20 protein-coding genes are annotated in these 22,365 nt (G+C 40.0%); 19 read left to right on the top strand and 1 reads right to left on the bottom strand.

The annotated features are described in order from the left end of the window. Positions 1-89 precede the first annotated feature (89 nt). The 19 genes from ATK78_RS15300 (at position 90) to ATK78_RS15210 (ending at position 21,398) form a co-directional block, all read left to right on the top strand. Entirely contained in the window at positions 90-851 is a 762-nt protein-coding gene (locus tag ATK78_RS15300) for a glycosyltransferase family 2 protein (RefSeq protein ID WP_133576981.1), read from the top strand. Between the two features lie 90 nt (positions 852-941). Further along, positions 942-1,937, top strand: coding sequence for a type I glyceraldehyde-3-phosphate dehydrogenase (gap, locus tag ATK78_RS15295; protein WP_133576980.1), 996 nt, complete (start codon positions 942-944; stop codon positions 1,935-1,937). After that, positions 1,927-2,361 carry a GNAT family N-acetyltransferase gene (locus ATK78_RS15290; protein ID WP_243732546.1) on the top strand — a complete coding sequence of 145 codons (435 nt, stop codon included), beginning with the start codon at positions 1,927-1,929 and terminating at the stop codon, positions 2,359-2,361. Before gap ends, ATK78_RS15290 begins: the two co-directional genes overlap by 11 nt. Before the next feature lie 31 nt (positions 2,362-2,392). Continuing rightward, positions 2,393-3,586 carry a phosphoglycerate kinase gene (locus ATK78_RS15285; protein ID WP_133576979.1) on the top strand — a complete coding sequence of 398 codons (1,194 nt, stop codon included), beginning with the start codon at positions 2,393-2,395 and terminating at the stop codon, positions 3,584-3,586. A gap of 201 nt (positions 3,587-3,787) precedes the next feature. Beyond that, complete coding sequence (gene mraZ, locus ATK78_RS15280) at positions 3,788-4,261, top strand: division/cell wall cluster transcriptional repressor MraZ (protein WP_133576978.1); 474 nt, start codon at positions 3,788-3,790, stop codon at positions 4,259-4,261. Then, positions 4,251-5,156, top strand: coding sequence for a 16S rRNA (cytosine(1402)-N(4))-methyltransferase RsmH (gene rsmH, locus ATK78_RS15275; RefSeq protein WP_133576977.1), 906 nt, complete (start codon positions 4,251-4,253; stop codon positions 5,154-5,156). Before mraZ ends, rsmH begins: the two co-directional genes overlap by 11 nt. Next, entirely contained in the window at positions 5,153-5,563 is a 411-nt protein-coding gene (locus ATK78_RS15270) for an FtsL-like putative cell division protein (RefSeq protein ID WP_133576976.1), read from the top strand. The genes rsmH and ATK78_RS15270 overlap by 4 nt, the downstream gene beginning before the upstream one ends. Continuing rightward, on the top strand, positions 5,553-7,646 hold the full coding sequence (locus ATK78_RS15265) for a penicillin-binding protein (protein ID WP_133576975.1): 2,094 nt from the start codon (positions 5,553-5,555) through the stop codon (positions 7,644-7,646). Before ATK78_RS15270 ends, ATK78_RS15265 begins: the two co-directional genes overlap by 11 nt. 1 nt (position 7,647) lies before the next feature. After that, a complete protein-coding gene (locus ATK78_RS15260) occupies positions 7,648-9,105 on the top strand; it encodes a UDP-N-acetylmuramoyl-L-alanyl-D-glutamate--2,6-diaminopimelate ligase (RefSeq protein ID WP_133576974.1) in 1,458 nt (485 codons plus the stop codon). Beyond that, positions 9,105-10,343 (top strand): phospho-N-acetylmuramoyl-pentapeptide-transferase, encoded by a 1,239-nt coding sequence (gene mraY / locus ATK78_RS15255; protein WP_133576973.1) that lies wholly within the window; start codon positions 9,105-9,107, stop codon positions 10,341-10,343. The genes ATK78_RS15260 and mraY overlap by 1 nt, the downstream gene beginning before the upstream one ends. Next, entirely contained in the window at positions 10,340-11,686 is a 1,347-nt protein-coding gene (murD, locus tag ATK78_RS15250) for a UDP-N-acetylmuramoyl-L-alanine--D-glutamate ligase (protein ID WP_133576972.1), read from the top strand. The genes mraY and murD overlap by 4 nt, the downstream gene beginning before the upstream one ends. 2 nt (positions 11,687-11,688) lie before the next feature. Then, the gene (locus ATK78_RS15245) at positions 11,689-12,858 is read left to right on the top strand and encodes an FtsW/RodA/SpoVE family cell cycle protein (protein ID WP_133576971.1); all 1,170 of its coding nucleotides are present in this window, start codon (positions 11,689-11,691) and stop codon (positions 12,856-12,858) included. 10 nt (positions 12,859-12,868) lie between these two features. Further along, on the top strand, positions 12,869-13,984 hold the full coding sequence (murG, locus tag ATK78_RS15240) for an undecaprenyldiphospho-muramoylpentapeptide beta-N-acetylglucosaminyltransferase (RefSeq protein WP_133577286.1): 1,116 nt from the start codon (positions 12,869-12,871) through the stop codon (positions 13,982-13,984). Continuing rightward, positions 13,984-15,339 carry a UDP-N-acetylmuramate--L-alanine ligase gene (murC, locus tag ATK78_RS15235; RefSeq protein WP_133576970.1) on the top strand — a complete coding sequence of 452 codons (1,356 nt, stop codon included), beginning with the start codon at positions 13,984-13,986 and terminating at the stop codon, positions 15,337-15,339. Before murG ends, murC begins: the two co-directional genes overlap by 1 nt. Beyond that, positions 15,332-16,414, top strand: a complete 1,083-nt coding sequence (locus ATK78_RS15230; protein ID WP_243732545.1) for a cell division protein FtsQ/DivIB — start codon at positions 15,332-15,334, stop codon at positions 16,412-16,414. The genes murC and ATK78_RS15230 overlap by 8 nt, the downstream gene beginning before the upstream one ends. Positions 16,415-16,440: 26 nt before the next feature. Next, positions 16,441-17,799 (top strand): cell division protein FtsA, encoded by a 1,359-nt coding sequence (gene ftsA, locus ATK78_RS15225; protein WP_133576969.1) that lies wholly within the window; start codon positions 16,441-16,443, stop codon positions 17,797-17,799. 129 nt (positions 17,800-17,928) lie between these two features. Next, positions 17,929-19,569 carry a cell division protein FtsZ gene (gene ftsZ / locus ATK78_RS15220; RefSeq protein WP_133576968.1) on the top strand — a complete coding sequence of 547 codons (1,641 nt, stop codon included), beginning with the start codon at positions 17,929-17,931 and terminating at the stop codon, positions 19,567-19,569. A 154-nt stretch (positions 19,570-19,723) separates the two neighbouring features. Further along, positions 19,724-20,965 (top strand): aminotransferase class I/II-fold pyridoxal phosphate-dependent enzyme, encoded by a 1,242-nt coding sequence (locus tag ATK78_RS15215; RefSeq protein ID WP_133576967.1) that lies wholly within the window; start codon positions 19,724-19,726, stop codon positions 20,963-20,965. Between the two features lie 256 nt (positions 20,966-21,221). Next, complete coding sequence (locus ATK78_RS15210) at positions 21,222-21,398, top strand: histone H1 (RefSeq protein WP_133576966.1); 177 nt, start codon at positions 21,222-21,224, stop codon at positions 21,396-21,398. 77 nt (positions 21,399-21,475) lie between these two features. Here the strand turns inward: ATK78_RS15210 and dapA are convergent, their stop codons facing one another. Beyond that, positions 21,476-22,357, bottom strand: coding sequence for a 4-hydroxy-tetrahydrodipicolinate synthase (dapA, locus tag ATK78_RS15205; protein WP_133576965.1), 882 nt, complete (start codon positions 22,355-22,357; stop codon positions 21,476-21,478). Positions 22,358-22,365 lie beyond the last annotated feature (8 nt).

Genomic DNA, 22,365 nt, shown 5'->3' with positions numbered 1-22,365 from the left:
TAAATAATTAGTCATAATATTTATTATTAAAAAATAACAGTAATTAATAATATTTTATTTATTCTTGTTTAGCAAATATATAAATATTTATGAAAGTAAGCATAGTGACGGTTGTTTTGAACAGTTTTAGCAGTTTGGAATGTTGTATCAGTTCTGTTTTTTTGCAGGATTACAAGAATATTGAATACATTATCATTGATGGCGGCTCTACTGACGGGACCATTACGATCATCAATAAATACAACAGTAAAATAGCTTACCATACGTCGGAAAATGATACCAGCTATTACGATGCTTTGAATAAAGGGCTGGCGATGACTACCGGTCAGATTATTGGTGTTCTGAATGCGGATGATTACCTGGCAGACACAGGGGTAATCTCATCCATTGTGGCTTGTTTTAAATTACAGGATTGTGATGGTGTGTATGGCAATTTATCTTTTGTTTCTAAGAATAACCCTTTTAAAGTAACCCGCGAGTGGCGGTCAATGCCTTTTGAAGCCCTAAGGTTCCGATTTGGCTGGATGCCTGCCCATCCAACTTTATATCTTAAAAGAGCAGTTTATGAGGATTTTGGCAACTATTCACTCGATTTTGGCAGCTGCTCAGACTATGACCTGATCTTACGGGTTTTTTATGAAAATAAGTTAAAGGCTGTTTTTTTAGATCAATTTATGGTGGTTATGCGGGCAGGCGGCCTTAGTAATGGTTCTTTGAGTAAGGTCCTTTCTGCTATATATCATGATTACCGGATCCTTGTGTATCATAAAATGCCTTTTCCTGTATTTGTTGTGCTGTCTAAAAAGGTTCGGAAAGTAGGGCAATTCTTTATCCGGAGGCCGCGTACATAATTGTTTAAACGGATTGGAATTATGTTGTGGCGGGTACTGAATGTTAATTAGAATATCGGTATTTTTGCGCGCATAAATTAAATGAGCAGAATGAATATTGCGATAAATGGTTTTGGCAGGATTGGTCGTGTGTTCTTACGTTCGGCAATTGAGAGAAACTTAAATGTTGTTGCTATTAATGATCTTACTGACCCGGCTACACTGGCACACCTTTTTAAGTATGATACCGTACACGGCGGTTTTAAGGGTGATGTGAGCTTTGAAAGTGATGGTTTGATCATTAATGGAAAAAAGATCCTGGTGTATTCCAAATCTAACCCTGAAGAATTACCCTGGGGTCTTTTAGGGATAGACCTGGTTTTAGAGTCAACCGGAAAATTTACCACAAGGGCCGGAGCTCAGCGCCATTTAAATGCTGGTGCGAAACAGGTGCTCATTTCTGCTCCATCTGCAGATAAGGATATTCCTATGGTTGTGATCGGTGTAAATGATCAGGATACTGATCTGCGGGCGCCCATTCTTTCCAATGCTTCCTGTACTACAAACAATGTAGCACCGATGGTTAAGATCCTGGATGATCACTGGGGCATTCTGGATGGATACATTACCACAATCCATTCCATGACAGGTGATCAAAACCTTCATGACGCCCCGCACAAGGATTTGAGAAGGGCAAGGGCGGCATCGGCCTCCATTATCCCGACCAGTACGGGTGCTGCTAAGGCAATTACCAATATTTTTCCGCATCTCGAAAACAGGCTCGGTGGAGCAGGGATCCGCGTGCCGGTTTTAAACGGCTCTCTAACGGACTTTACCTGTATCTTAAAATCAGTTACAACCATTGAAGAAATCAATGCCGCATTTAAAAAGGCATCAGAAAATGAATTGAGAGATATTCTGGAGTATACGGAAGACCCGATCGTGTCGGTTGATATTTTAGATAATCCACATTCCTGTATCTTTGATGCGAGCTTAACTTCTATCGTGGGCGACCTGGTAAAGGTAGTTGGATGGTATGATAATGAATCCGGTTACTCGTCGAGGCTGGTTGATCTTGTTCAGAAAATAACTCAAAATGATGATTAAATATGTGTTGGCGGAAGAGGTGCTGCCTTTAAGAAGTATGGTGCTGAGAAATGGTCTTGCTCCTGATCAATGCATTTTCCCTACTGATGAAATAGCGGGTATTTTCCACCTGGGGTGTTTTGTTGAAGATCAGCTGATCTCCATTGCTACATTTTTTCCGGAAGATTATCCTGAAAAGGGTGAATCTGGGTTCAGATTACGTGGAATGGCTACAAATCCTGAGTTTGCTGGTAAAGGCTATGGCGCCGCGCTAATAAAATTTGCTGCACAAGAGCTCACATCCGCAAATGCTTCTTATATTTGGTGCAATGCACGCAGCTCTGCTGTGGTGTTTTATAAAAAACAAGGATATGAAATCATATCTGATGAATTTGAAGTGCCGGGAATAGGCCCGCATTTTAACATGCTTAAATCACTGAAGTAACTATATACATCCGTAAATCAATAAATAAAGAATGAGAACTATAGACCAATGCAATTTCAAAGATAAAAAAGCTTTAATCCGGGTTGATTTTAATGTCCCTCTGGATAAGGATTATAACATTACAGATGATAAAAGAATGCGTGCTGCATTGCCTACGATCACAAAAATATTGAACGATGGTGGTTCTGTGATCTTAATGTCTCATTTGGGTCGCCCGAAAGGCGGACCGGAGGATAAATATTCTTTGAAACACATCCTGGGTGATCTTTCAAGAATGCTTGATCTGGAAGTGAAATTTGCAAACGATTGTATTGGCGAAGAAGCAACAGACAAAGCAGAAAATCTTTTTCCTGGAGAAGTTCTCCTTTTAGAGAACCTTCGTTTTTACAAAGAAGAAGAAAAAGGAGATAAAGACTTTGCCGGAAAATTGGCTAAATTGGGTAATGTTTATGTAAACGATGCATTTGGTACTGCCCACCGTGCGCATGCCTCTACCGCGATCGTTGCTGAGTTTTTCCCGAATGATAAGTACTTCGGTTATTTAATGGCTGAAGAATTGAAAAATGCAGAGAAAGTAAATCACGGTGCTGATAAACCTTTTACTGCAATTATGGGCGGTGCAAAAGTTTCTGATAAGATCTTACTGATTGAAAGCCTGCTGGATAAGGTCGATAATTTAATTATCGGTGGTGGTATGGCTTATACTTTTGCCAAGGCACAGGGTGGTGAGATCGGTACTTCTTTATTGGAAGCAGACCGGATGGAACTTTGCCTGGAATTGGTTGAAAAAGCAAAAGCTAAAGGGGTTAACCTGGTATTGCCGCTGGATACTGTTATTGCAGACAAGTTTGACAATGAAGCGAGTAAAGGAACGGTAGATAGCGGACAGGTTCCGGCTGACTGGATGGGTCTTGATATCGGTCCTAAATCAATAGCCTTGTTTTCTGACATCATCAAAAATTCTAAAACCTTGCTGTGGAATGGTCCGATGGGTGTTTTTGAAATGGCTAATTTTGAGCAGGGTACACGTGCAATTGCTGACGCTGTTGTTGCGGCAACCCGTGAAAATGGTGCTTTCTCTTTAATCGGTGGTGGCGATTCAGCTGCTGCGATTGCTAAATTTGGTCTTGAAGACGAAGTAAGTTACGTTTCTACCGGTGGTGGTGCATTGCTTGAATATATGGAAGGTAAAGAATTGCCTGGTGTTAAGGCAATTAATGGCTAGTATAACTGATTGATTTTTAGGACAGGCGCCCTGCTTTTAGTAGGGCGCCTGTTTTTTTTACCACCAGTAAATGTGCCTTTTTTATATAAAAATGGGCAAAAGTGGTAGATAATTAATATGTGGAAAACTTTTTGTGGTAGGATGTGGTAAAAAGTGGTAGAAGTATCTATTTTTACACTACATAAAAAGCGCATATATAATATGGTTCAGTTGTTAGGAGAGTTTGATTGTAAATTAGATGCGAAAGGACGCTTAATGGTTCCTTCGAGTCTAAAAAAGCAATTGCCTAATGTTGAGCAAGAGGGCTTGGTGATTAACCGTGGTTTTGAAAAACACCTGGTCATCTACCCTAAAAAAGTATGGGAAGGGATCGTGGAGGAATTGAGTAAGCTGAATCCATACGAACAAAAAACAAGAGAATTTATTAGATACTTTACCCGCGGAGCAACAGAGTTAACGCTTGATGCTACCGGCAGGGTCAATTTACCAAAATCTTTACTGGAATCTGCAGGGATAGAGATCAATGCTGAACTTATTCTTGCCTGCCAGTTTGATAAAATAGAAGTGTGGTCTAAAAAAGCATACGAAGCTTTATTTGATAAAGAGCCGGAAGATTTTGCAATTCTTGCAGAAGAGGTTATGGGCGGAAAGAAGAGGGCTGAAGATGGAAAATAATTACCACGTTCCTGTATTGTTAAAAGAATGTATCGATGGATTGGCTATCAAGCCAAATGGAGTGTATGTTGATGTTACCTTTGGTGGTGGCGGACATTCCAGGGAAATCCTTAAGCATTTGGGTGCAGCTGGTGTTTTGATTGCTTTTGATCAGGACCCTGATGCCCAGAGAAATAAAATAGACGACCCACGCTTCCATTTTGTAGATCAGAATTTTGCTTTCTTAAAAAATAACCTCCGTTTACTGGGCTATAAAGAAGTTGACGGGATCTTGGCTGATCTGGGTGTTTCTTCCCATCAGTTTAATGAGCCTGAGCGTGGCTTTTCTACCCGTTTTGAATCTGCATTAGATATGCGGATGGATAAGCAGGGGAAGTTGACTGCTGCTGAAGTTTTAAATACCTATACAGAAGATAAGCTTCACAAGATCTTTGGGATCTATGGTGAGGTTAAGAATGCGAAGTCGCTCGCTAAGGCAGTTGTGACCGGTCGTGTTGAACAGCCTATTGAGACTCTGGCTGATTTTAAAAAGGCCGTAGCTGTTCATATTCCTAAGGGAAAAGAGAATAAATATATGGCTCAGGTGTTTCAGGCTTTGCGGATTGAAGTAAATGCAGAGATAGATGTACTGGAAAGTTTTCTGACCCAAACTGCTGAAGTGCTTAAAAACGGTGGACGGCTGGTGGTAATGTCCTACCACTCTTTGGAAGACAGGCCGGTTAAAAGTTTTCTGGCCAAAGGTAAGTTTAGGGGTGAGGTTGAAAAAGATTTTTACGGCAACGAGCAAAAGCCTTTTAAGGTAATAACCAGGAAGGCTGTAATGGCTGATGCCGATGAGCTGGAGCGGAACAGCAGATCCAGAAGTGCGAAACTTAGAATTGGGGAGAAGTTATGAATAACCGGTTCAGAGAAGATATAGAAGACGAAGATTCATTACCTGATGAAATCGAGATTAAGGTTAAGAAGAAAACCCCTGAGCCTGATAATCTGGTAATTAAGAAATTGTTTACTGAAGGGGTGATCAGCAAAGAAGCAGCTACTGAAATGCTGCCGTTCCTGATTTTTCTGGCCGTTTTATGTATGCTTTATATTGCCAATAGCCACATGGCTGTTAAGAACATCAGGAATATAGATAAGTTAAGTAAAGAAGTAAAAGAACTAAGCTGGGAATATAAATCGCTGAAAGCGGATTTAATGTTTAAAAGCAAACTGACGGAGGTAGCTAAAAAAGTAGATACCCTTGGAATAAAAGAATTAACGGAACCACCTAGAAAAATTATAGTAAGCAGTAATGAACATTAGAGCTAACATATTATTAAGGGTTTACCTGTCTTTCGGACTGATCTTGCTGTTTGCCGTGGCAGTACTGATCAGACTATGCGATGTACAGTTTGTGGAGGGACATAAATGGCGTGCCATGGCCGATAGTCTCTCTACAAAGTATATCACCGTTGAAGCTGCCCGCGGAAATATCTATTCTGTTGACGGAAGCTTACTGGCCACCTCTATTCCTGAATATGAACTGCGTATGGATACCTATGCGGGAGGAATCAGTAATGATAAATTATTTGATGGTAAGGTTGATTCGCTGGCGATGTGTTTAGCGCGGTATTTTAAAGATAAAACGCCTAAGGAATATTCCCGTTATCTGAGATCTGGCAGGCAGGATAGTTCCCGTTATTTATTGATTAAGCGTAAAGTGGGTTACCAGGATTTAAAAGTAATCCGGACGTTCCCGTTGTATAATGTGGGTAAGTATACTGGCGGATTGATTGCCGTACAGCAAAATAAAAGAATTCGTCCATTTGAAGATTTAGCGGCAAGGACCATTGGCTATAAAAATGAAAATGTGAGTAATGGTGTTGGGCTGGAGGGTGCATTTGGAGAATATATTAATGGAGAAAGCGGAAGGAGACTGGTTCAGCGTATTGCTGGCGGGGTATGGATGCCAATTAATGATGAGGCTGAAGTTGCACCTAAAGAAGGTGCGGATATTATTTCTACGATCGATATCAATATGCAGGATCTGGCACAAAGTGCTTTAGAAAAGCAATTGATTGCGAGTGATGCGCACCACGGTACTGTGATCTTAATGGAAGTAAAAACCGGGGAGATCAGGGCGATGGCGAACTATACCAGGGTGGCCGAAGGAAAATATAAAGAAACCTTTAATTACGCCATTGCCGGAAATCAGGATCCCGGATCAACCTTTAAGCTGGCCTCTTATATGGCATTGCTGGAAGATAATAAGGTAGATACAAATTCTATGATCGGAACTGGCAATTACCAGGTTCCCGGTAAGTTGATTAAAGACTCGCATGGAAGTATTGGGGTCGTTACAGTTAAAAAAGCTTTTGAAGAATCATCAAATGCGGCGATTGCCCAAATGGTTAATGAACATTATAAGGATGACCAGTCTAAATTTACGGATCATTTGTACGACTGGCACCTCAATGAAAAATTGAAATTGCAGATCCCTGGTGAAGCGCAGCCTGTAGTGAAAAATCCTAAGAATAAAAGCTGGAATAAACGATTAACCCTGCCTCAAATGGCCTATGGTTATGAGATGCAGTTAACACCTTTAAAAATGTTGTCGTTTTATAATGCGGTAGCCAACAATGGTAAATACGTTGCCCCAATCTTTGTTAAAGAGATTAGAAAGCTGGGGAATCCGATTGAGCAATTTCATGCCAGGGTAATTAATGAGAAGATGTGTTCTGATGCCACTCTTGGTAAAGTACAGGCTATGCTTAAAGGTGTATTTACAGAAGGTACCGGCAAAAGCCTGGCTTCAAAATTTTATCAGATTGCTGGTAAAACGGGTACAGCTCAGGTTGCTGATGGCAATAAAGGTTATGCAAAAAAACAATATCAAAGCTCTTTCTGTGGATATTTTCCCGCAGATAATCCTAAATATTCCCTGATTGTAGTGATCAATGAGCCTAAAGGAGCTTACTACGCAGCCCTGGTTGCCGGTCCCCCATTCCGGGAAATTGCAGACCGCATCTATGCACGGGATATTCAGATGTATAATAGCATGCCCGAGCATCTGGTAGGAAATACCAATAATCCTGAAGCAAAAGCGGGACAAAGTAAAGCCACTAAAAAGGTTTACAGTGCATTTGGTATTAAAGCCCTTTATGCATCTAAATCCAGTTATTTTAATTCTGTAGATACCAGCAATGGGGTTGTATATCAGGACTACAATGCGGTAAAAGGAGTAATGCCGAATATAAAAGGAATGGGGTTGAAAGATGCCTTGTTCCTGACAGGTAATGTTGGTTTAAAAACAAGGGTAAGGGGAAGCGGAAAAGTGATTGGCCAGTCCATTCCGGCCGGAAGTAAAATAGGCAGAGGATTATTAGTTCAAATAGAATTACGTTAAGATGCAGTTGCAGGAAATACTATATGGTGCAGCAATAACTAAATTGGTTGGAACAACCAATCTGGATGTTAACGCGTTGGTTTTTGATTCACGTAAGGTGGCTCAGGGTGATGTATTTTTTGCCATTAAAGGAACCTTATCTGACGGGCATGATTATATTGCATCAACAATAAGTGCAGGTGCTTCTGTAATTATTTGTGAGCAGATGCCTGGAACTCTGGAGACTGAGATAACCTATATCCAGGTAGAAAACAGTGCTGTAGCCCTCGGAATTATGGCAGCTAATTTTTACCACAACCCTTCTTCTAAATTACAGTTGATTGGTATTACCGGTACGAACGGAAAAACGACTATTGCTACACTGCTGTTTAAGCTGTTCAGGGAACTGGGCTATAAAGTAGGTTTAATATCTACCGTTCAAAACCACATCAATGATGATATTATTCCGGCAACACATACTACACCTAATCCTTTGGCTTTAAATGGCTTGTTGAATGATATGGTTAATGCCGGCTGCAGCTACTGCTTTATGGAAGTAAGCTCTCATGCGGTTGTACAGCACAGAATAGAAGGACTAATTTTTGCTGGCGGTGTCTTTTCTAATATTACCCATGATCACCTTGATTTTCATGGAACTTTTGACCATTACATTAAGGCCAAAAAAAGCTTTTTTGACCGTCTTCCGAAATCGGCCTTTGCCTTAACAAATGCAGATGATAAGAATGGAATGGTGATGCTTCAAAATACCAGGGCTTCTAAAAAGAGCTATGCGCTTAAACAGCTTGCCGATTTTAAGGCCAGGATCATTGAAAATAGTTTTAGTGGATTAAACCTGGATGTGGATGGTACAGATGTGTTCTTTAAACTGGTAGGCTCATTTAATGCTTACAATTTGTTAGCTGCTTATGGAACGGCTCTTTTGCTTGAGCAGGACCGTCTTGCGGTGCTTACTGCGTTAAGTACGCTTACTGGTGCCGAAGGCAGATTTGAATATGTTACCTCTAATCAGAATATAATCGGAATTGTGGATTATGCACACACCCCGGATGCTGTTCAGAATGTATTAAGTACCATTCAGAACATTAGAAAGGGTACCGAGCAAGTGATCACCATTATTGGATGCGGCGGCGACAGGGATAAGACCAAGCGGCCAATTATGGCGCAGGTTGCGTGCGATTGGAGTGATAAAGTGATCTTAACCTCAGATAACCCCAGAACAGAAAACCCTCAGGCCATTATTGAAGATATGGAAAAAGGGGTTTCGCCAACAAATAAACGCAAGACCATTAGTATACTGGATCGTAAGGAGGCAATTAAAACGGCCTGCCATCTCGCTAAGCCAGGTGATATCATTTTGCTTGCAGGAAAAGGACATGAGAAATACCAGGAGATAAATGGGGTTAGACACCATTTTGATGATAAAGAAGTATTAACGGAACAACTAAACTTACTCAGCTAATGTTATATTATTTATTTGAATATTTAAATCAGAACTATGACTTTCCAGGGTTAAGGCTGTTTCAATATATCACCTTCCGTACTTCTCTTGCGATCATTATTTCACTGATCATTACTACCGTTTATGGAAGAAGGATCATTAATTATCTGCAGAAAATGCAGGTTGGTGAACCGGTAAGGAATTTAGGGTTAGAGGGACAGATGCAAAAACAAGGTACGCCTACTATGGGTGGTATCATGATTTTGCTCGGTATTTTAGTACCTACGCTCTTGTTTGCCAATCTTTCTAATATCTATGTGATCTTGATGATCATTACCACGGTCTGGATGGGAGCCATTGGCTTTGTTGACGATTATATTAAGGTTTTTAAAAAGAATAAAGAGGGATTAGCAGGAAGATTTAAAATTGTTGGTCAGGTTGGCCTGGCACTGATCATTGGCTGGACCATGTATTTTAACCCGAATATTGTGGTTCGGCAGACGGTAGATGATTCTGGTATTTCTAAATCAGATGCACCGATGGTTTTGAGACCGAAGGGGATATATACACAAGATGTAAAGTCAACGCTGACCAATGTTCCTTTTTATAAAAATAATGAATTTGATTACGCCAAAGTATTGAAGTTCTTAGGTGAAGGATATGAGAAATATGCAGTTTTTGTATTCCTGTTTTTCGTAGTTACGATTGTTACTGCGGTGTCTAACGGTGCAAATTTAACTGATGGAATAGATGGACTCGCCACGGGTACCTCTGCCATTATTGGAATTACGCTGGGTTTACTGGCCTATGTGTCTGGTAATACCGTTTTTGCGGATTATCTCAATATCATGTATATCCCCAATTCTGGTGAGCTGATGATCTTTGCCGGCGCATTTGTGGGGGCATGTGTCGGATTCTTATGGTATAATTCTTACCCTGCCCAGGTATTTATGGGGGATACCGGAAGTTTAGCGATTGGAGGCATCATTGCCGCATTTGCAATTATGATCCGTAAGGAACTGCTGATCCCTATACTGTGCGGTATATTCCTGATTGAAAGTTTGTCTGTAATTATTCAGGTTAGTTACTTTAAATATACAAAAAGACGTTTTGGCGAAGGCAGAAGGGTTTTCTTAATGTCGCCATTGCATCACCATTATCAAAAAAAGGGATATCATGAAGCCAAGATCGTTACCCGGTTCTGGATCATTGGGATACTGCTTGCTATTATTACCATAATCACTTTAAAACTGCGATGATCACGAGCGGCAAAATAGTTGTTTTAGGGGCCGGAGAAAGCGGTGTTGGCGCAGCTTTGCTTGCTAAAAAGCAGGGTTTTGATGTTTTCGTATCTGATTTTGGTGCAATTGCAGGCCAGTATAAAGAGAAGCTGGTGGCGTTGAATATTGCATTTGAAGAAAAACAGCATACCTCTGCCATGATACTGGATGCTGCTGAAGTGATTAAGAGTCCAGGGATACCCAATACCGTTCCGATCATTAAGGAAATCATCAGGAAAGGTATTCCTATTGTATCGGAAATAGAGTTTGCAAAACGGTATACCAATGCTAAAACAGTTTGCATTACTGGTTCTAATGGTAAAACGACCACGACTATGCTGACCTATCACATTTTAAAAAATGCAGGGTTAAACGTAGGTCTGGCAGGAAATATAGGTAACAGCTTTGCCGCTTTGGTTGCTGAATCTGATTACGAATGGTACGTGCTGGAACTGTCCAGTTTTATGTTGGATGACATGCACGACTTTAAAGCAGATATAGCTGTTTTATTAAATATAACACCGGATCATTTAGACCGGTACGATTATAAACTAGGAAATTATGCGGCATCGAAGATGCGCATTATACAAAATCAGACCAGTGAAGATACTTTTATCTATTGTGCTGATGATAAAGAGACCTTAAAGATCTTAAAGCATACAAAGGTCAAATCAAAAATGTACCCTTTTTCTATTCGTAAGAAAATTGAGAACGGTGCCTTTCTGGAAAGCGATAACATACAAATAAATATAAACCTAAACGATCAATTAACCATGTCCATTACAGAGTTAGCCCTTCAGGGTAAGCATAATATTTACAACTCTATGGCCTCGGGCATAGTAGCAAAAGTACTAGATATCAGAAATTCTGCCATTCGTGAAAGTATGGGTGACTTTAAGAATATTGAACACAGGCTTGAGCATGTTGCTAAAATTTCGGGTGTTGATTACATCAATGATTCTAAAGCTACCAATGTAAACTCTACCTGGTATGCACTGGAAAGTGTAAGCTCAGAAGTGATCCTGATTATGGGTGGTGTTGATAAAGGTAATGATTACAATATGCTTAAAGAGATGGTGCACAAAAAAGTGAAAGCTATTGTATGTTTAGGTAAAGACAATAAACGTATCCATGAGGCTTTTGAAGACGATGTAGAGATCATTGTAAATACATTTTCTGCACATGAAGCCGTGCAGGTGGCTTATCACCTGGCAAAAAAGGGAGATACGGTATTGCTTTCTCCGGCTTGTGCAAGTTTTGATCTGTTCAAGAATTATGAAGACAGGGGCAACCAGTTTAAGGCTGCTGTAAAAGAACTATAACTATGATTGGTATAAGTACTATTCTGGATAAAACAAAAGGTGACCGCTGGATCTGGCTGATCATTATTTTGTTGTCGATGATCTCTATAATTACAGTATATAGTGCTACCGGTACTATTGCGTATAATAAAGGGATTGCCGTTGAACGCTACTTATTGTATAAGCATGTGATCTTTGTGATGCTCGGCATTGCAATGATCTATTTTGCCCATTTGCTGGATTATAAATATTACGCCGGTATATCTAAAATCCTGATGATCATTACGGTGCCATTGTTATTTTACACCCTTATATTTGGGTCGCACATTAACGATGCCTCACGATGGGTAAAAATTCCGGTAATTGGTTTGACATTCCAAACATCCGATTTGGCCAAACTGGCCTTGATCACATTTTTAGCCAGGATGCTAACCAAGAAGCAGGAGAATATTAAGGACGTAAAAAGCTCATTCATCCCGATCATCAGTTCGGTATGTGCGGTAACGGTATTGATTGCGATTGCAAACATGTCTACCGCCATGATGCTGTTTGGGGTGAGTATCTTATTGCTGATCATTGGACGGATCAGTATTAAACAGATTGCAATTGTTAGTATTGCCGGTGGTGCATTGCTTGCCGCTGTTCTATTAATTGGTCCAAGGGGTGAAACATATCGCTCAAGGATTAAGACATTTTTGCATCCTGAACTGGTAGATTCTGATAAGTCTTATCAATCAGATCAGTCCAAGATAGCACTGGCTACTGGCGGTGTATTTGGAAAAGGCCCTGGAAACAGTACGCAGCGTAATTTTCTGCCGCACCCGTATTCAGATTTTATTTTTGCAATTATAGTGGAAGAGTACGGCTCAATAGGTGCACTAACAATGGTGGTGTTATACTTGGTTTTGTTATACCGGTGCATCCGTATTGTAACACAGAGTCCTAAAGCTTTTGGAGCCTTGCTGGCGGCTGGCTTAAGTTTTAGCTTAACCATTCAGGCTTTTGCAAATATGGCTGTTGCAGTAGGCTTAGGTCCGGTAACGGGAGTTCCTTTACCTCTGGTAAGTATGGGTGGAACATCCATTTTGTTTACAAGTATCGCATTTGGGATCATCCTGAGTGTGAGCAAGGATGTTGAAGAAAAAAGAAATGATAAAAAAGTAATTGTAGGAGAAATTCCTGCAATGGCATAATATAAAGATGATGAGACCAACAAGGATAATTATTTCAGGTGGCGGTACTGGCGGGCATATATTCCCGGCCATATCAATTGCCAATGCATTGAGGCGCATGGAGCCTGGATGTGAGATATTATTTGTTGGTGCTACCGGCAGAATGGAAATGGAAAAGGTTCCTGCCGCCGGGTACAAAATAGTTGGCCTAACGATTAGTGGTTTTCAAAGGGGCTCTATTGCTAAGAATCTGGGTTTACCATTTAAAGTATTGGGAAGCGTACGTAAAGCGATGCAGCTGATCAGCTCATTTAAGCCAGATGTGGTGGTGGGTGTTGGTGGTTATGCATCGGGACCTGTACTTTTTGCGGCATCTGTTAAAAATATTCCTTATTTAATTCAGGAACAAAATTCATATGCCGGTATCACCAATAAATGGCTGGGTAGGAATGCGGCTAAGATTTGTGTTGCTTTTGATGATATGGACCAGTTCTTTCCGGCTCAAAAGATCTTGAAAACCGGAAATCCGGTTCGGAAAGATGTGGTTAATATTTTCAATAAACACCATGAAGGCGCTGAAATGCTGCAGCTTGATCCGCTAAAGAAAACGATTTTGGTTACCGGTGGCAGCTTAGGTGCGGGTACATTAAATAAAAGTATTGAAAAGCATTTACCTGAATTACTGAAAGAAGATATACAGGTGGTGTGGCAAACCGGTAAGTTTTATTATAAAGGGATTATTGAACGTTTGGGGTTGGATTTTCATCCTAACGTACGCATTTTAGAATTTCTGAATAAAATGGATATGGCTTATGCTGCAGCTGACGTGATCATTTCAAGAGCAGGGGCAGGTACCATTGCTGAATTGTGCCTGATTAAAAAGCCCGTGATCCTGGTGCCTTCTCCAAATGTAGCGGAAGATCACCAAACTAAGAATGCGATGGCATTGGTAAAAAGCAATGCTGCTTTATTAATTACGGATCGCTCTGCGGAGGATACACTGGTTAGTGAAGCGATTGATTTATTGAAAGATAAGGAACGGATTAAACTGTTTTCGGAAAACATTGGTAAGATGGCGTTGCCGGATGCCGATGATATCATCGCTATTGAAGTGATGAGCTTAGCAGAAGGGAGGAAATCGGACTGATGGAACTGAATACGATAAAAGGCGTTTATTTTGTTGGCATTGGTGGGATCGGTATGAGTGCGATTGCCCGTTATTTTGCTAAAAGAGGATGTTTGGTTTGCGGCTATGATAAAACAAGGACCAACCTGACGATTGCTCTGGAGCAGGAGGGGATTCTAATCAACTATTCCGATGAGTTATCTGCTTTGCCAGTTCAATTCCACAAGGATACAGAAGAATTGCTGATTGTATATACGCCAGCGATTCCTAAGGATTCAGAACTATTGAATTATTTTAAAGACCATCAGTTTACGTTAAAGAAGCGTTCTGAGGTTTTAGGGATCATTAGCAAGGGACAGTTTTGTATAGCGGTTGCTGGTACACATGGTAAAACTACAACATCATCTATCGTTGCGCATATTTTAACAGATACTGGATTTGGCTGTACTGCTTTTTTGGGTGGTATTGCAACGAATTACAACAGTAACTTTTTAATTGGTGATAACAATGTGGTGGTGGTTGAAGCAGATGAATATGACAGGTCGTTTTTAACACTTCATCCGGATGTTTCTGTGATTACCTCTATGGATGCAGATCACCTGGATATTTATGGAGATGCGGAGCAGCTTCATGAATCCTTCCGCTTGTTTGCCGGTCAGTTAAAACCAGAGGGTACTTTGTTTATTAAGGAAGGATTACCAATTACATCGGGCATTAGTTACAGTGCAGGTTCTCATTCTCAGGTACGTGCAGAAAATATACGTATTGAAAACTCAAACTTTGTGTTTGATTACACGGATGGTGATACCAGCATTGATGCGGTAAGTCTGATGCTTCCGGGGATTCATAATGTTGAAAATACAGTAGCTGCAATGGCTGTCGCGCTGAAAATAGGTATTGATGCAGAAAAAGTAAAGCAGGCGGTTGCTAGTTTTAAAGGTGTAAAAAGAAGATTTGAATATGTTGTAAATGCTCCTGAACATATATACATTGATGATTATGCGCATCATCCGGAAGAATTAAACGCATGCTTTAATGCGGTGAGGCAGTTGTATCCGGATAAAAAAATGACTGTAATTTTTCAGCCTCATTTATTTACGCGTACCCGGGATTTTGCAGATGAGTTTGCAAGGGTTTTGAGTACAGCCGATGATTTGCTGCTGCTGGAGATCTACCCGGCCAGAGAATTACCTTTACCAGGAATTAATTCTCAATTTTTGCTGGATAAGATTACGGCAAGCGATAAAAAGATCTGTACAAAAGATCAGGTCATCGCATACATTGCGGATAAAAATCCGGAATTGCTGTTAACGGTAGGTGCCGGGGACATAGATACATTGATACAACCACTTAAAAACGTATTTGATCATGCTTAAGAAGATCAATTGGAAATTGTTATTTAAGGGATTTGCCTGGATTGTTTGTCTGAGCGGAGTGGTTGTGCTGATGAGTTTTGTGAGCATTAAAAAACAAACAGTAAGCTGCACAAATATTAAGATCCTGATTCCTGGTGCAGATAATTTTATAGAGCGTGAAGAGATTGATGCCATATTAAAGCAAAGTCAGGGAATACTGATTGGTAAGAAACTACAGGAGATCAACCTGGAAAATATTGAGAAAAGTATTAAATCCAACCCATACATTGCCCAGGCAAAGGTCTTCGCAGATATGGATGGGGTGATCCATATTGAGATTAGTCAGCGTCAGCCGATTTTGAGGGTGATCAATTCAAGTGATCAGGATTATTACATTGACCGTGATGGTTTGAAAATGCCGGTATCACCTAATTTCACAGCGAATGTATTGGTTGCCAATGGAAAGATCCTTGAATATTTTAGCGGTAAGGTGGATACATTAATTACTAAGATGGCTGTTGATCTGTATAAGACCGCTTTATTTATTAAAAGAGATTCGTTGTGGGATGCGCAGATTGAACAGCTTTTTGTAAATGATAAAAACGACATTGAACTGGTGCCCAGGGTGGGCAACCAGCACATCATTTTAGGGTCTGCGGATTCGCTTGAAGTTAAGATGAGAAATTTATTGGCCTTTTACAAACAAGCCATGCCTAAAGTAGGTTGGGATACATACAGAACCATCAACATTAAATATACCAACCAGATTGTCTGCGAAAAAATTGATTCATTGGCGGTACGGCAGGAGAAGATAACTACACCACCAGATACGATGGGTAATGGTGCCGGGCAGCCAGATCTTGTTCAACAACAAATTGTACAGGAAATAAAGAAAGACATCAATCAGAATACCGGGGAGAAAGTTGCAGAGAAAAAAGAGATCGTGAAGAAAGAGAAAGTTGCGGAGAAGAAGGATAAGGTTGCGGAGAAGAAACCAGAAAAACCTGCTCAGCCAGCTCAGCTGGCAAAGGTTTCAGTCAATGAGACCAAAAAAGTAAAAGAAAAAAGTAAAACAGATACCAAGAAAAACAAATAATATAAACTCAACAAATCAATATAGTTATGGGCAAAGAAACATCAACCATTCAATCTCCAATAGTAGTAGGATTGGATATTGGTACCACTAAGATCTGTGTGATCGTTGGCCGGAGAACACAGCATGGAAAGATAGAAGTACTCGGGATAGGTAAGGCGGAATCGGCAGGAGTAACCCGTGGTGTAGTATCAAACATTCAAAAAACGGTTCAGGGAATATCGCAGGCTGTTGAACTTGCAAGCGGGCAATCTAATGTGGAGATCCGCGTTGTTAACGTAGGTATCGCTGGTCAGCACATCAAGAGTTTGCAGCATAGAGGTATCTTAACCAGAAGAGAGTTGAATAACGAGATTGGGAAGAAGGATATAGATAAACTGATTGATGATATGTTTAAACTGGTAATGCCGCCTGGAGAAGAAATTATCCATGTATTGCCGCAAGAGTTTACAATTGACAACGAGCCGGGTATCAAAGATCCGATTGGTATGGCAGGTGTACGTTTAGAAGCGAACTTCCACATCATATCTGGTCAGGTAACTGCCGTTAAAAATATTATGAGGTGTGTAACCAATGCCGGGTTACAAACTCAGGAACTAATTTTAGAGCCGCTGGCTTCTTCAGAATCGGTGTTGAGCGACGAAGAAAAAGAAGCTGGTATAGCCCTGGTTGATATTGGTGGTGGTACAACGGATATTGCAATTTTCCATGAAGGTATTATCCGCCATACTGCGGTAATCCCTTTTGGTGGAAATAGTGTAACGGAAGACATCAGGGAAGGATGTTCTGTGATGAGAAATCAGGCAGAATTGCTTAAAACGCGTTTTGGATCTGCATTGGCGGAAGAGAATAAAGAGAACGAGATCATTTGTGTGCCGGGATTAAGGGGAAGAGAGCCTAAAGAGATCTCTGTAAAAAACCTTGCTTACGTAATTCAGGCGCGGATGGAAGAGATCATTGAACATGTATATTATGAAATTAAATCATCAGGATATGAAAAGAAACTGATTGGCGGTGTGGTGATTACTGGTGGCGGGGCGTTATTAAAGCACCTTTCGCAATTGGTAGAATACGTTACCGGTTTAGATTGCAGGGTTGGATATCCAAATGAACATTTATCTAAGTATGAAGATATGCAGAAAACGGTTTATGATGATCTTAAAAGTCCAATGTATGCTACGAGTGTTGGTCTTTTGATCAAGGGTATTCAGAAAGCAGAAGAGTTGATTGAAGAGATGAAACAACCTGGGGTTTTTGTAGAGCGCCCTAAAGATAAAGAGAAAGTAAAACGTTCGGGAGGCGGATTATTTGATAAATTATTGGCAAAAACCAAAGATTTTATCAAAGACGATATGAATGTTAGTGATGAAGATTATATTAAACCGTAGTATTTTTCCACAAAACACGATTTTTCCACATTCTTAACACTTGTGGAAAACGCCTGTTAAAAAAGTGTTAATATTACATAGAGAGATGAACAGGTAAAACGAATTTTTAAATAACTGATTCATAAAGATATGAAGTTCGAAATGTTAAAAGATAAGTCATCAATCATCAAGGTAATTGGTGTTGGTGGCGGTGGTGGTAATGCGGTAAACCATATGTACCGTCAGGGAATTACCGGGGTAGACTTTATTATTTGTAATACAGATGCCCAGGCGCTTGAATTTAGCCCGATCCCAAATAAAGTGCAGCTAGGTGCAAGTTTAACTGAAGGGATGGGTGCAGGCTCAATTCCGGAGGTAGGAAAAAACTCTGCCATTGAGAATATTGATGACATTAAGCAAATGTTAGGCAGTACCACCAAGATGTTGTTCATTACAGCAGGTATGGGTGGTGGAACCGGAACAGGAGCAAGTCCGATCATCGCAAAAGCAGCAAAAGAATTAGATATATTAACCGTTGCCATTATTACTACCCCGTTTGCCTTTGAAGGTAAAAGACGTAAGATGCAGGCAAATGACGGCTTGGATGAATTGAAAAAATATGTCGATTCATACCTTGTTATCTCTAACGACAGGCTGCGTGAGATCTTTGGTAACCTCACATTAGGGTCAGCTTTTGCACAGGCAGATGATATTTTGACAACGGCCGCAAAAGGAATAGCTGAGATTATAACTGTACCGGGATATATAAACGTCGATTTTAAAGATGTGCGCACTGTGATGAAAGACAGTGGTGTATCGATCATGGGTAGTTTTGCCTGTGATGGTGAGAACCGTGCATTAAATGCAGTTGAAGGTGCACTGGCATCTCCACTGTTAAAAGACAACGAGATTGAAGGTGCCAGATATATTCTATTGAACATCAGTTCTGGTTTACGTGAAGTAACCATGGATGAGGTTACGATCATTACCGATTATATTCAGGAAAAGGCTGGTCTATCGGCAGACCTGATCTGGGGAAATTGTATTGATGAGAATTTAGGAGATAAGCTATCGGTTACGATCATTGCTACTGGTTTCCAAACTAAAGAACAGCGTGAAGAGGATAAAAAGAATGTGAAGAAGATTTCTTTGCTAACTCCTGAAGAGGCACCTTTAATAAGACCTGTAGAGCCTGTTAATTCATTTATTGAGCCTAAAGTAGAGTCTCATGCTACTGAACCTGTAATGAAAGCCAAAGAAGAGATCAAACAATCTGATCTTTTTGGTGATCTGTTTAACGCCAATAAAAATAGATACGCTGAGGAACCGGAAAATACGATCATCAAGCATACCCTGGTTGAAGAAGAAACCCCTGTTCAGGAATCAGCTCCTCAGGAGTCAGGTTTTGAGTTCGAAATAAAGCTTGCTGAAACAGATTTTGTATTTGAAACCCCTGTATCTGTTTTTAATAATGATGTACTGCCTCAGCATGAAGAAGAAGTTTCGGAACCTGGAGCAGACGATGATAAAAATGATGATTCTATTGAGGACCAGCTTAAAAAATCTAAAGAACGTATTTTAAGGTTAAAAGACCTGAGTATGAAGCTTAGAACAAGCAATGGTTTACAGGAACTGGAAAATGAGCCTGCTTATAAACGCAAACAAATGCAATTGCAGCAAGTGCAGCATTCGTCAGAATCACAAGTGTCCAGATTTACATTAAGTAATGATGAAGATGGTTCAACTGAAATCAGGCCTAATAATTCTTTTTTACACGATAACGTTGATTAATTCAATTTAATAGCTACTTAAAAGCCTTAACATCCATTGTTGAGGCTTTTTTAGCAAATACACCAAATGCATTTAACCTATCAATACTTCAAGATTATTGATAATCATGCATTTTAACCTTAAATTTGTAGCATAAACTTTAACACATAGAACATTGGATATTTTTGAAAAGATAGCAAAGCATATGGGCCCGCTTGGGCAACACCACAAATGGTCACATGGATACTTCTCCTTTCCTAAACTAGAAGGTGATATTGCACCTCACATGAATTTTCGCGGTAAGGAGCATTTAGTGTGGAGCTTAAATAACTATTTAGGATTAGCAAACCATCCGGAAGTAAGAAAAGCAGATGAAAAGGGAGCGGCAGATTTTGGAATGGCTTATCCGATGGGTGCCCGTATGATGTCTGGAAATTCTAAGTATCATGAGCAGCTGGAGCAGGAACTTGCTGAATTTGTAGGTAAGCCTGATGCATTTCTATTAAATTATGGATACCAGGGCATGGTTTCTATTATCGATAGCCTGGTAGATAGAAATGATGTAATTGTTTATGATGGAGAATCTCATGCTTGTATCATTGATGGGTTGCGTTTACACATGGGTAAGCGTTTTGTGTACCAGCACAATGATATTGACAGTGCGCGTAAACAATTAGAACGTGCAACCAAACTGGTTGAGCAAAGCGGCGGCGGTATATTACTAATCACTGAAGGTGTTTTTGGTATGTCTGGTGCGCAGGGAAAATTAAAAGAACTCGTTGATTTAAAGAAGGACTTTAATTTCCGTTTGCTGATTGATGATGCGCATGGATTTGGTACCATGGGACCAACAGGTGCGGGTACTCATGAAGAACAGAATTGTATAGATGGTGTAGATATCTATTTTGGTACCTTCGCTAAGTCTATGGCTGGTATTGGTGCATTTGTGGCATCGACAGAAGAGATCACTAATTTTTTCCGTTATAATATGCGTTCTCAAACCTTTGCAAAAGCATTGCCTATGCCTATGGTTATCGGGTTGCTTAAGAGGCTGGAGCTATTGAAAAATAATCCGGAGTTAAGAGAGAAGCTATGGACCATTGCTACTGCGCTTCAGACCGGATTAAGAGCACGCGGATTTGATCTTGGCATTACCAATACCATGGTTACGCCTGTGTTTTTAAAAGGAGAATTGCTTGAAGCTACTGCTTTAACCATGGACCTTCGTGAGAACTACGGTATCTTTTGTTCCATTGTTGTTTACCCGGTAATACCAAAAGGATTGATCGAATTGAGATTAATACCTACTGCTATGCATACCATTGAAGATGTTCAGCGTACGCTGGATGCATTTAGTGAGGTCTCTGAAAAGCTTAAAACGGGCTATTATAAGGAGAACCAGTTCTCTGTAGCTTAATAATTCTTATTATAAGAAAACCCTTCTATTAAATATAGGAGGGTTTTTTAGTTTAGAATTAATTTTACAATTATCTATATATCAGATCAATAGCTGATTAAAAATATGTTTTTTTGTTTATAATAGCCTTGAATGTGGAAAAAAAGACGCTTTTAAGAATTTATTTATTCTTATAAAAATTTTTTTATTAAAATAATCCACTTACTTTAGTAATAGAGTATAAATCAAAACATTAACCTTTAGGAGTAAATTGACCATGAAAAAATTTAATGAAGTAAAAGAACTTCTTGCTTCTCTGGAAGCAGATGCTGACAAGTTTTACAACAAAGCAAACAGCGCTGCTGGAACACGTGTACGTAAGGGTATGCAGGATCTTAAAAACTTAGCTCAAACGATTCGTTTAGAGATCCAGGAAGCTAAAAACAAAGGATAGAACCGCTTTTGTTTTTAAACCAATAGAGAGTGCTTTTAGGGCACTCTCTATTTTTATATTCAGAACATTTTCTGATTCTAGCTGCTGATCTTCTTTGTTTCGTTGATGATCGCTGTTCTCAGACTTTCAGAGACCTTAACTAAAGGAAGGCGGATCTCTTCACCACAAACCTCTAAGTAGTTAAGTGCGGCCTTAGTGCCTGCCGGATTTCCTTCTGCAAACATTAACCGTGTAAATTCTATCAAGCTCAAATGCAGCGGTAAAGCTTTTGTATAATCTCCTTCAAGGCAAAGTCTGATCATGGCTGATAGCTGTGCCGGTAATGCATTGCCGATCACAGAAATTACCCCTACCGCGCCAATGGAGATCATAGGCATAGCCACAGGATCATCGCCAGAAATTAATAAAAATTCCTTTGGCTTATCACGCATGATTTGGTTAAACTGATCAAAATTGCCTGAGGCTTCTTTAATACCGATGATGTTTTCAAAATCAGCGGCCAGTCTGCAGGTCGTTTCAGCACTCATATTGCTGGCTGTACGTCCGGGCACATTGTAAAGTATAACCGGTAAGGTACTGGCTTCGCTTATTGCCTTATAATGCTGATATATGCCTTCCTGTGTTGGTTTATTGTAATATGGGCTGGCCGATAAAATGGCATCGTATCCATTGGTGTCAAAATCCTTTACTTCCTGAACAAGTGCTGCAGTATCATTTCCGCCTATTCCGGCAACGAGTGGCAATCTGCCATTATTTATTTCAGCTGTGAACTTCCAGATCTTCTTCTTTTCTTCTTTATTGAGTGTTGATGCCTCTCCTGTGGTACCTAATGATACCAGGTAATCTACCTTTCCGTCGATCAGATAATTGATCAGATTTTCCAATCCGTCAAAATCTACCGATCCATCTGCTTTAAATGGTGTAATCAAAGCTACACCTGTTCCATGAAATTTATTCATTTTTAATT

Source organism: Pedobacter metabolipauper (assembly GCF_004362715.1).
Taxonomy (GTDB): Bacteria; Bacteroidota; Bacteroidia; order Sphingobacteriales; family Sphingobacteriaceae; genus Pedobacter; species Pedobacter metabolipauper.
The sequence above is the reverse complement of the archived record's forward strand: the minus strand, read 5'-3'. Positions and strand labels throughout refer to the sequence as shown.

What these genes read in the sequence shown, in the direction of transcription:
- ATK78_RS15300 (WP_133576981.1), top strand. Translation starts at nt 90, where the DNA reads ATGAAAGTAAGCATAGTGACGGTTGTTTTGAACAGTTTTAGCAGTTTG.
- gap (WP_133576980.1), top strand. Translation starts at nt 942, where the DNA reads ATGAATATTGCGATAAATGGTTTTGGCAGGATTGGTCGTGTGTTCTTA.
- ATK78_RS15290 (WP_243732546.1), top strand. Translation starts at nt 1,927, where the DNA reads ATGATGATTAAATATGTGTTGGCGGAAGAGGTGCTGCCTTTAAGAAGT.
- ATK78_RS15285 (WP_133576979.1), top strand. Translation starts at nt 2,393, where the DNA reads ATGAGAACTATAGACCAATGCAATTTCAAAGATAAAAAAGCTTTAATC.
- mraZ (WP_133576978.1), top strand. Translation starts at nt 3,788, where the DNA reads ATGGTTCAGTTGTTAGGAGAGTTTGATTGTAAATTAGATGCGAAAGGA.
- rsmH (WP_133576977.1), top strand. Translation starts at nt 4,251, where the DNA reads ATGGAAAATAATTACCACGTTCCTGTATTGTTAAAAGAATGTATCGAT.
- ATK78_RS15270 (WP_133576976.1), top strand. Translation starts at nt 5,153, where the DNA reads ATGAATAACCGGTTCAGAGAAGATATAGAAGACGAAGATTCATTACCT.
- ATK78_RS15265 (WP_133576975.1), top strand. Translation starts at nt 5,553, where the DNA reads ATGAACATTAGAGCTAACATATTATTAAGGGTTTACCTGTCTTTCGGA.
- ATK78_RS15260 (WP_133576974.1), top strand. Translation starts at nt 7,648, where the DNA reads ATGCAGTTGCAGGAAATACTATATGGTGCAGCAATAACTAAATTGGTT.
- mraY (WP_133576973.1), top strand. Translation starts at nt 9,105, where the DNA reads ATGTTATATTATTTATTTGAATATTTAAATCAGAACTATGACTTTCCA.
- murD (WP_133576972.1), top strand. Translation starts at nt 10,340, where the DNA reads ATGATCACGAGCGGCAAAATAGTTGTTTTAGGGGCCGGAGAAAGCGGT.
- ATK78_RS15245 (WP_133576971.1), top strand. Translation starts at nt 11,689, where the DNA reads ATGATTGGTATAAGTACTATTCTGGATAAAACAAAAGGTGACCGCTGG.
- murG (WP_133577286.1), top strand. Translation starts at nt 12,869, where the DNA reads ATGAGACCAACAAGGATAATTATTTCAGGTGGCGGTACTGGCGGGCAT.
- murC (WP_133576970.1), top strand. Translation starts at nt 13,984, where the DNA reads ATGGAACTGAATACGATAAAAGGCGTTTATTTTGTTGGCATTGGTGGG.
- ATK78_RS15230 (WP_243732545.1), top strand. Translation starts at nt 15,332, where the DNA reads ATGCTTAAGAAGATCAATTGGAAATTGTTATTTAAGGGATTTGCCTGG.
- ftsA (WP_133576969.1), top strand. Translation starts at nt 16,441, where the DNA reads ATGGGCAAAGAAACATCAACCATTCAATCTCCAATAGTAGTAGGATTG.
- ftsZ (WP_133576968.1), top strand. Translation starts at nt 17,929, where the DNA reads ATGAAGTTCGAAATGTTAAAAGATAAGTCATCAATCATCAAGGTAATT.
- ATK78_RS15210 (WP_133576966.1), top strand. Translation starts at nt 21,222, where the DNA reads ATGAAAAAATTTAATGAAGTAAAAGAACTTCTTGCTTCTCTGGAAGCA.
- dapA (WP_133576965.1), bottom strand. Translation starts at nt 22,357, where the DNA reads ATGAATAAATTTCATGGAACAGGTGTAGCTTTGATTACACCATTTAAA.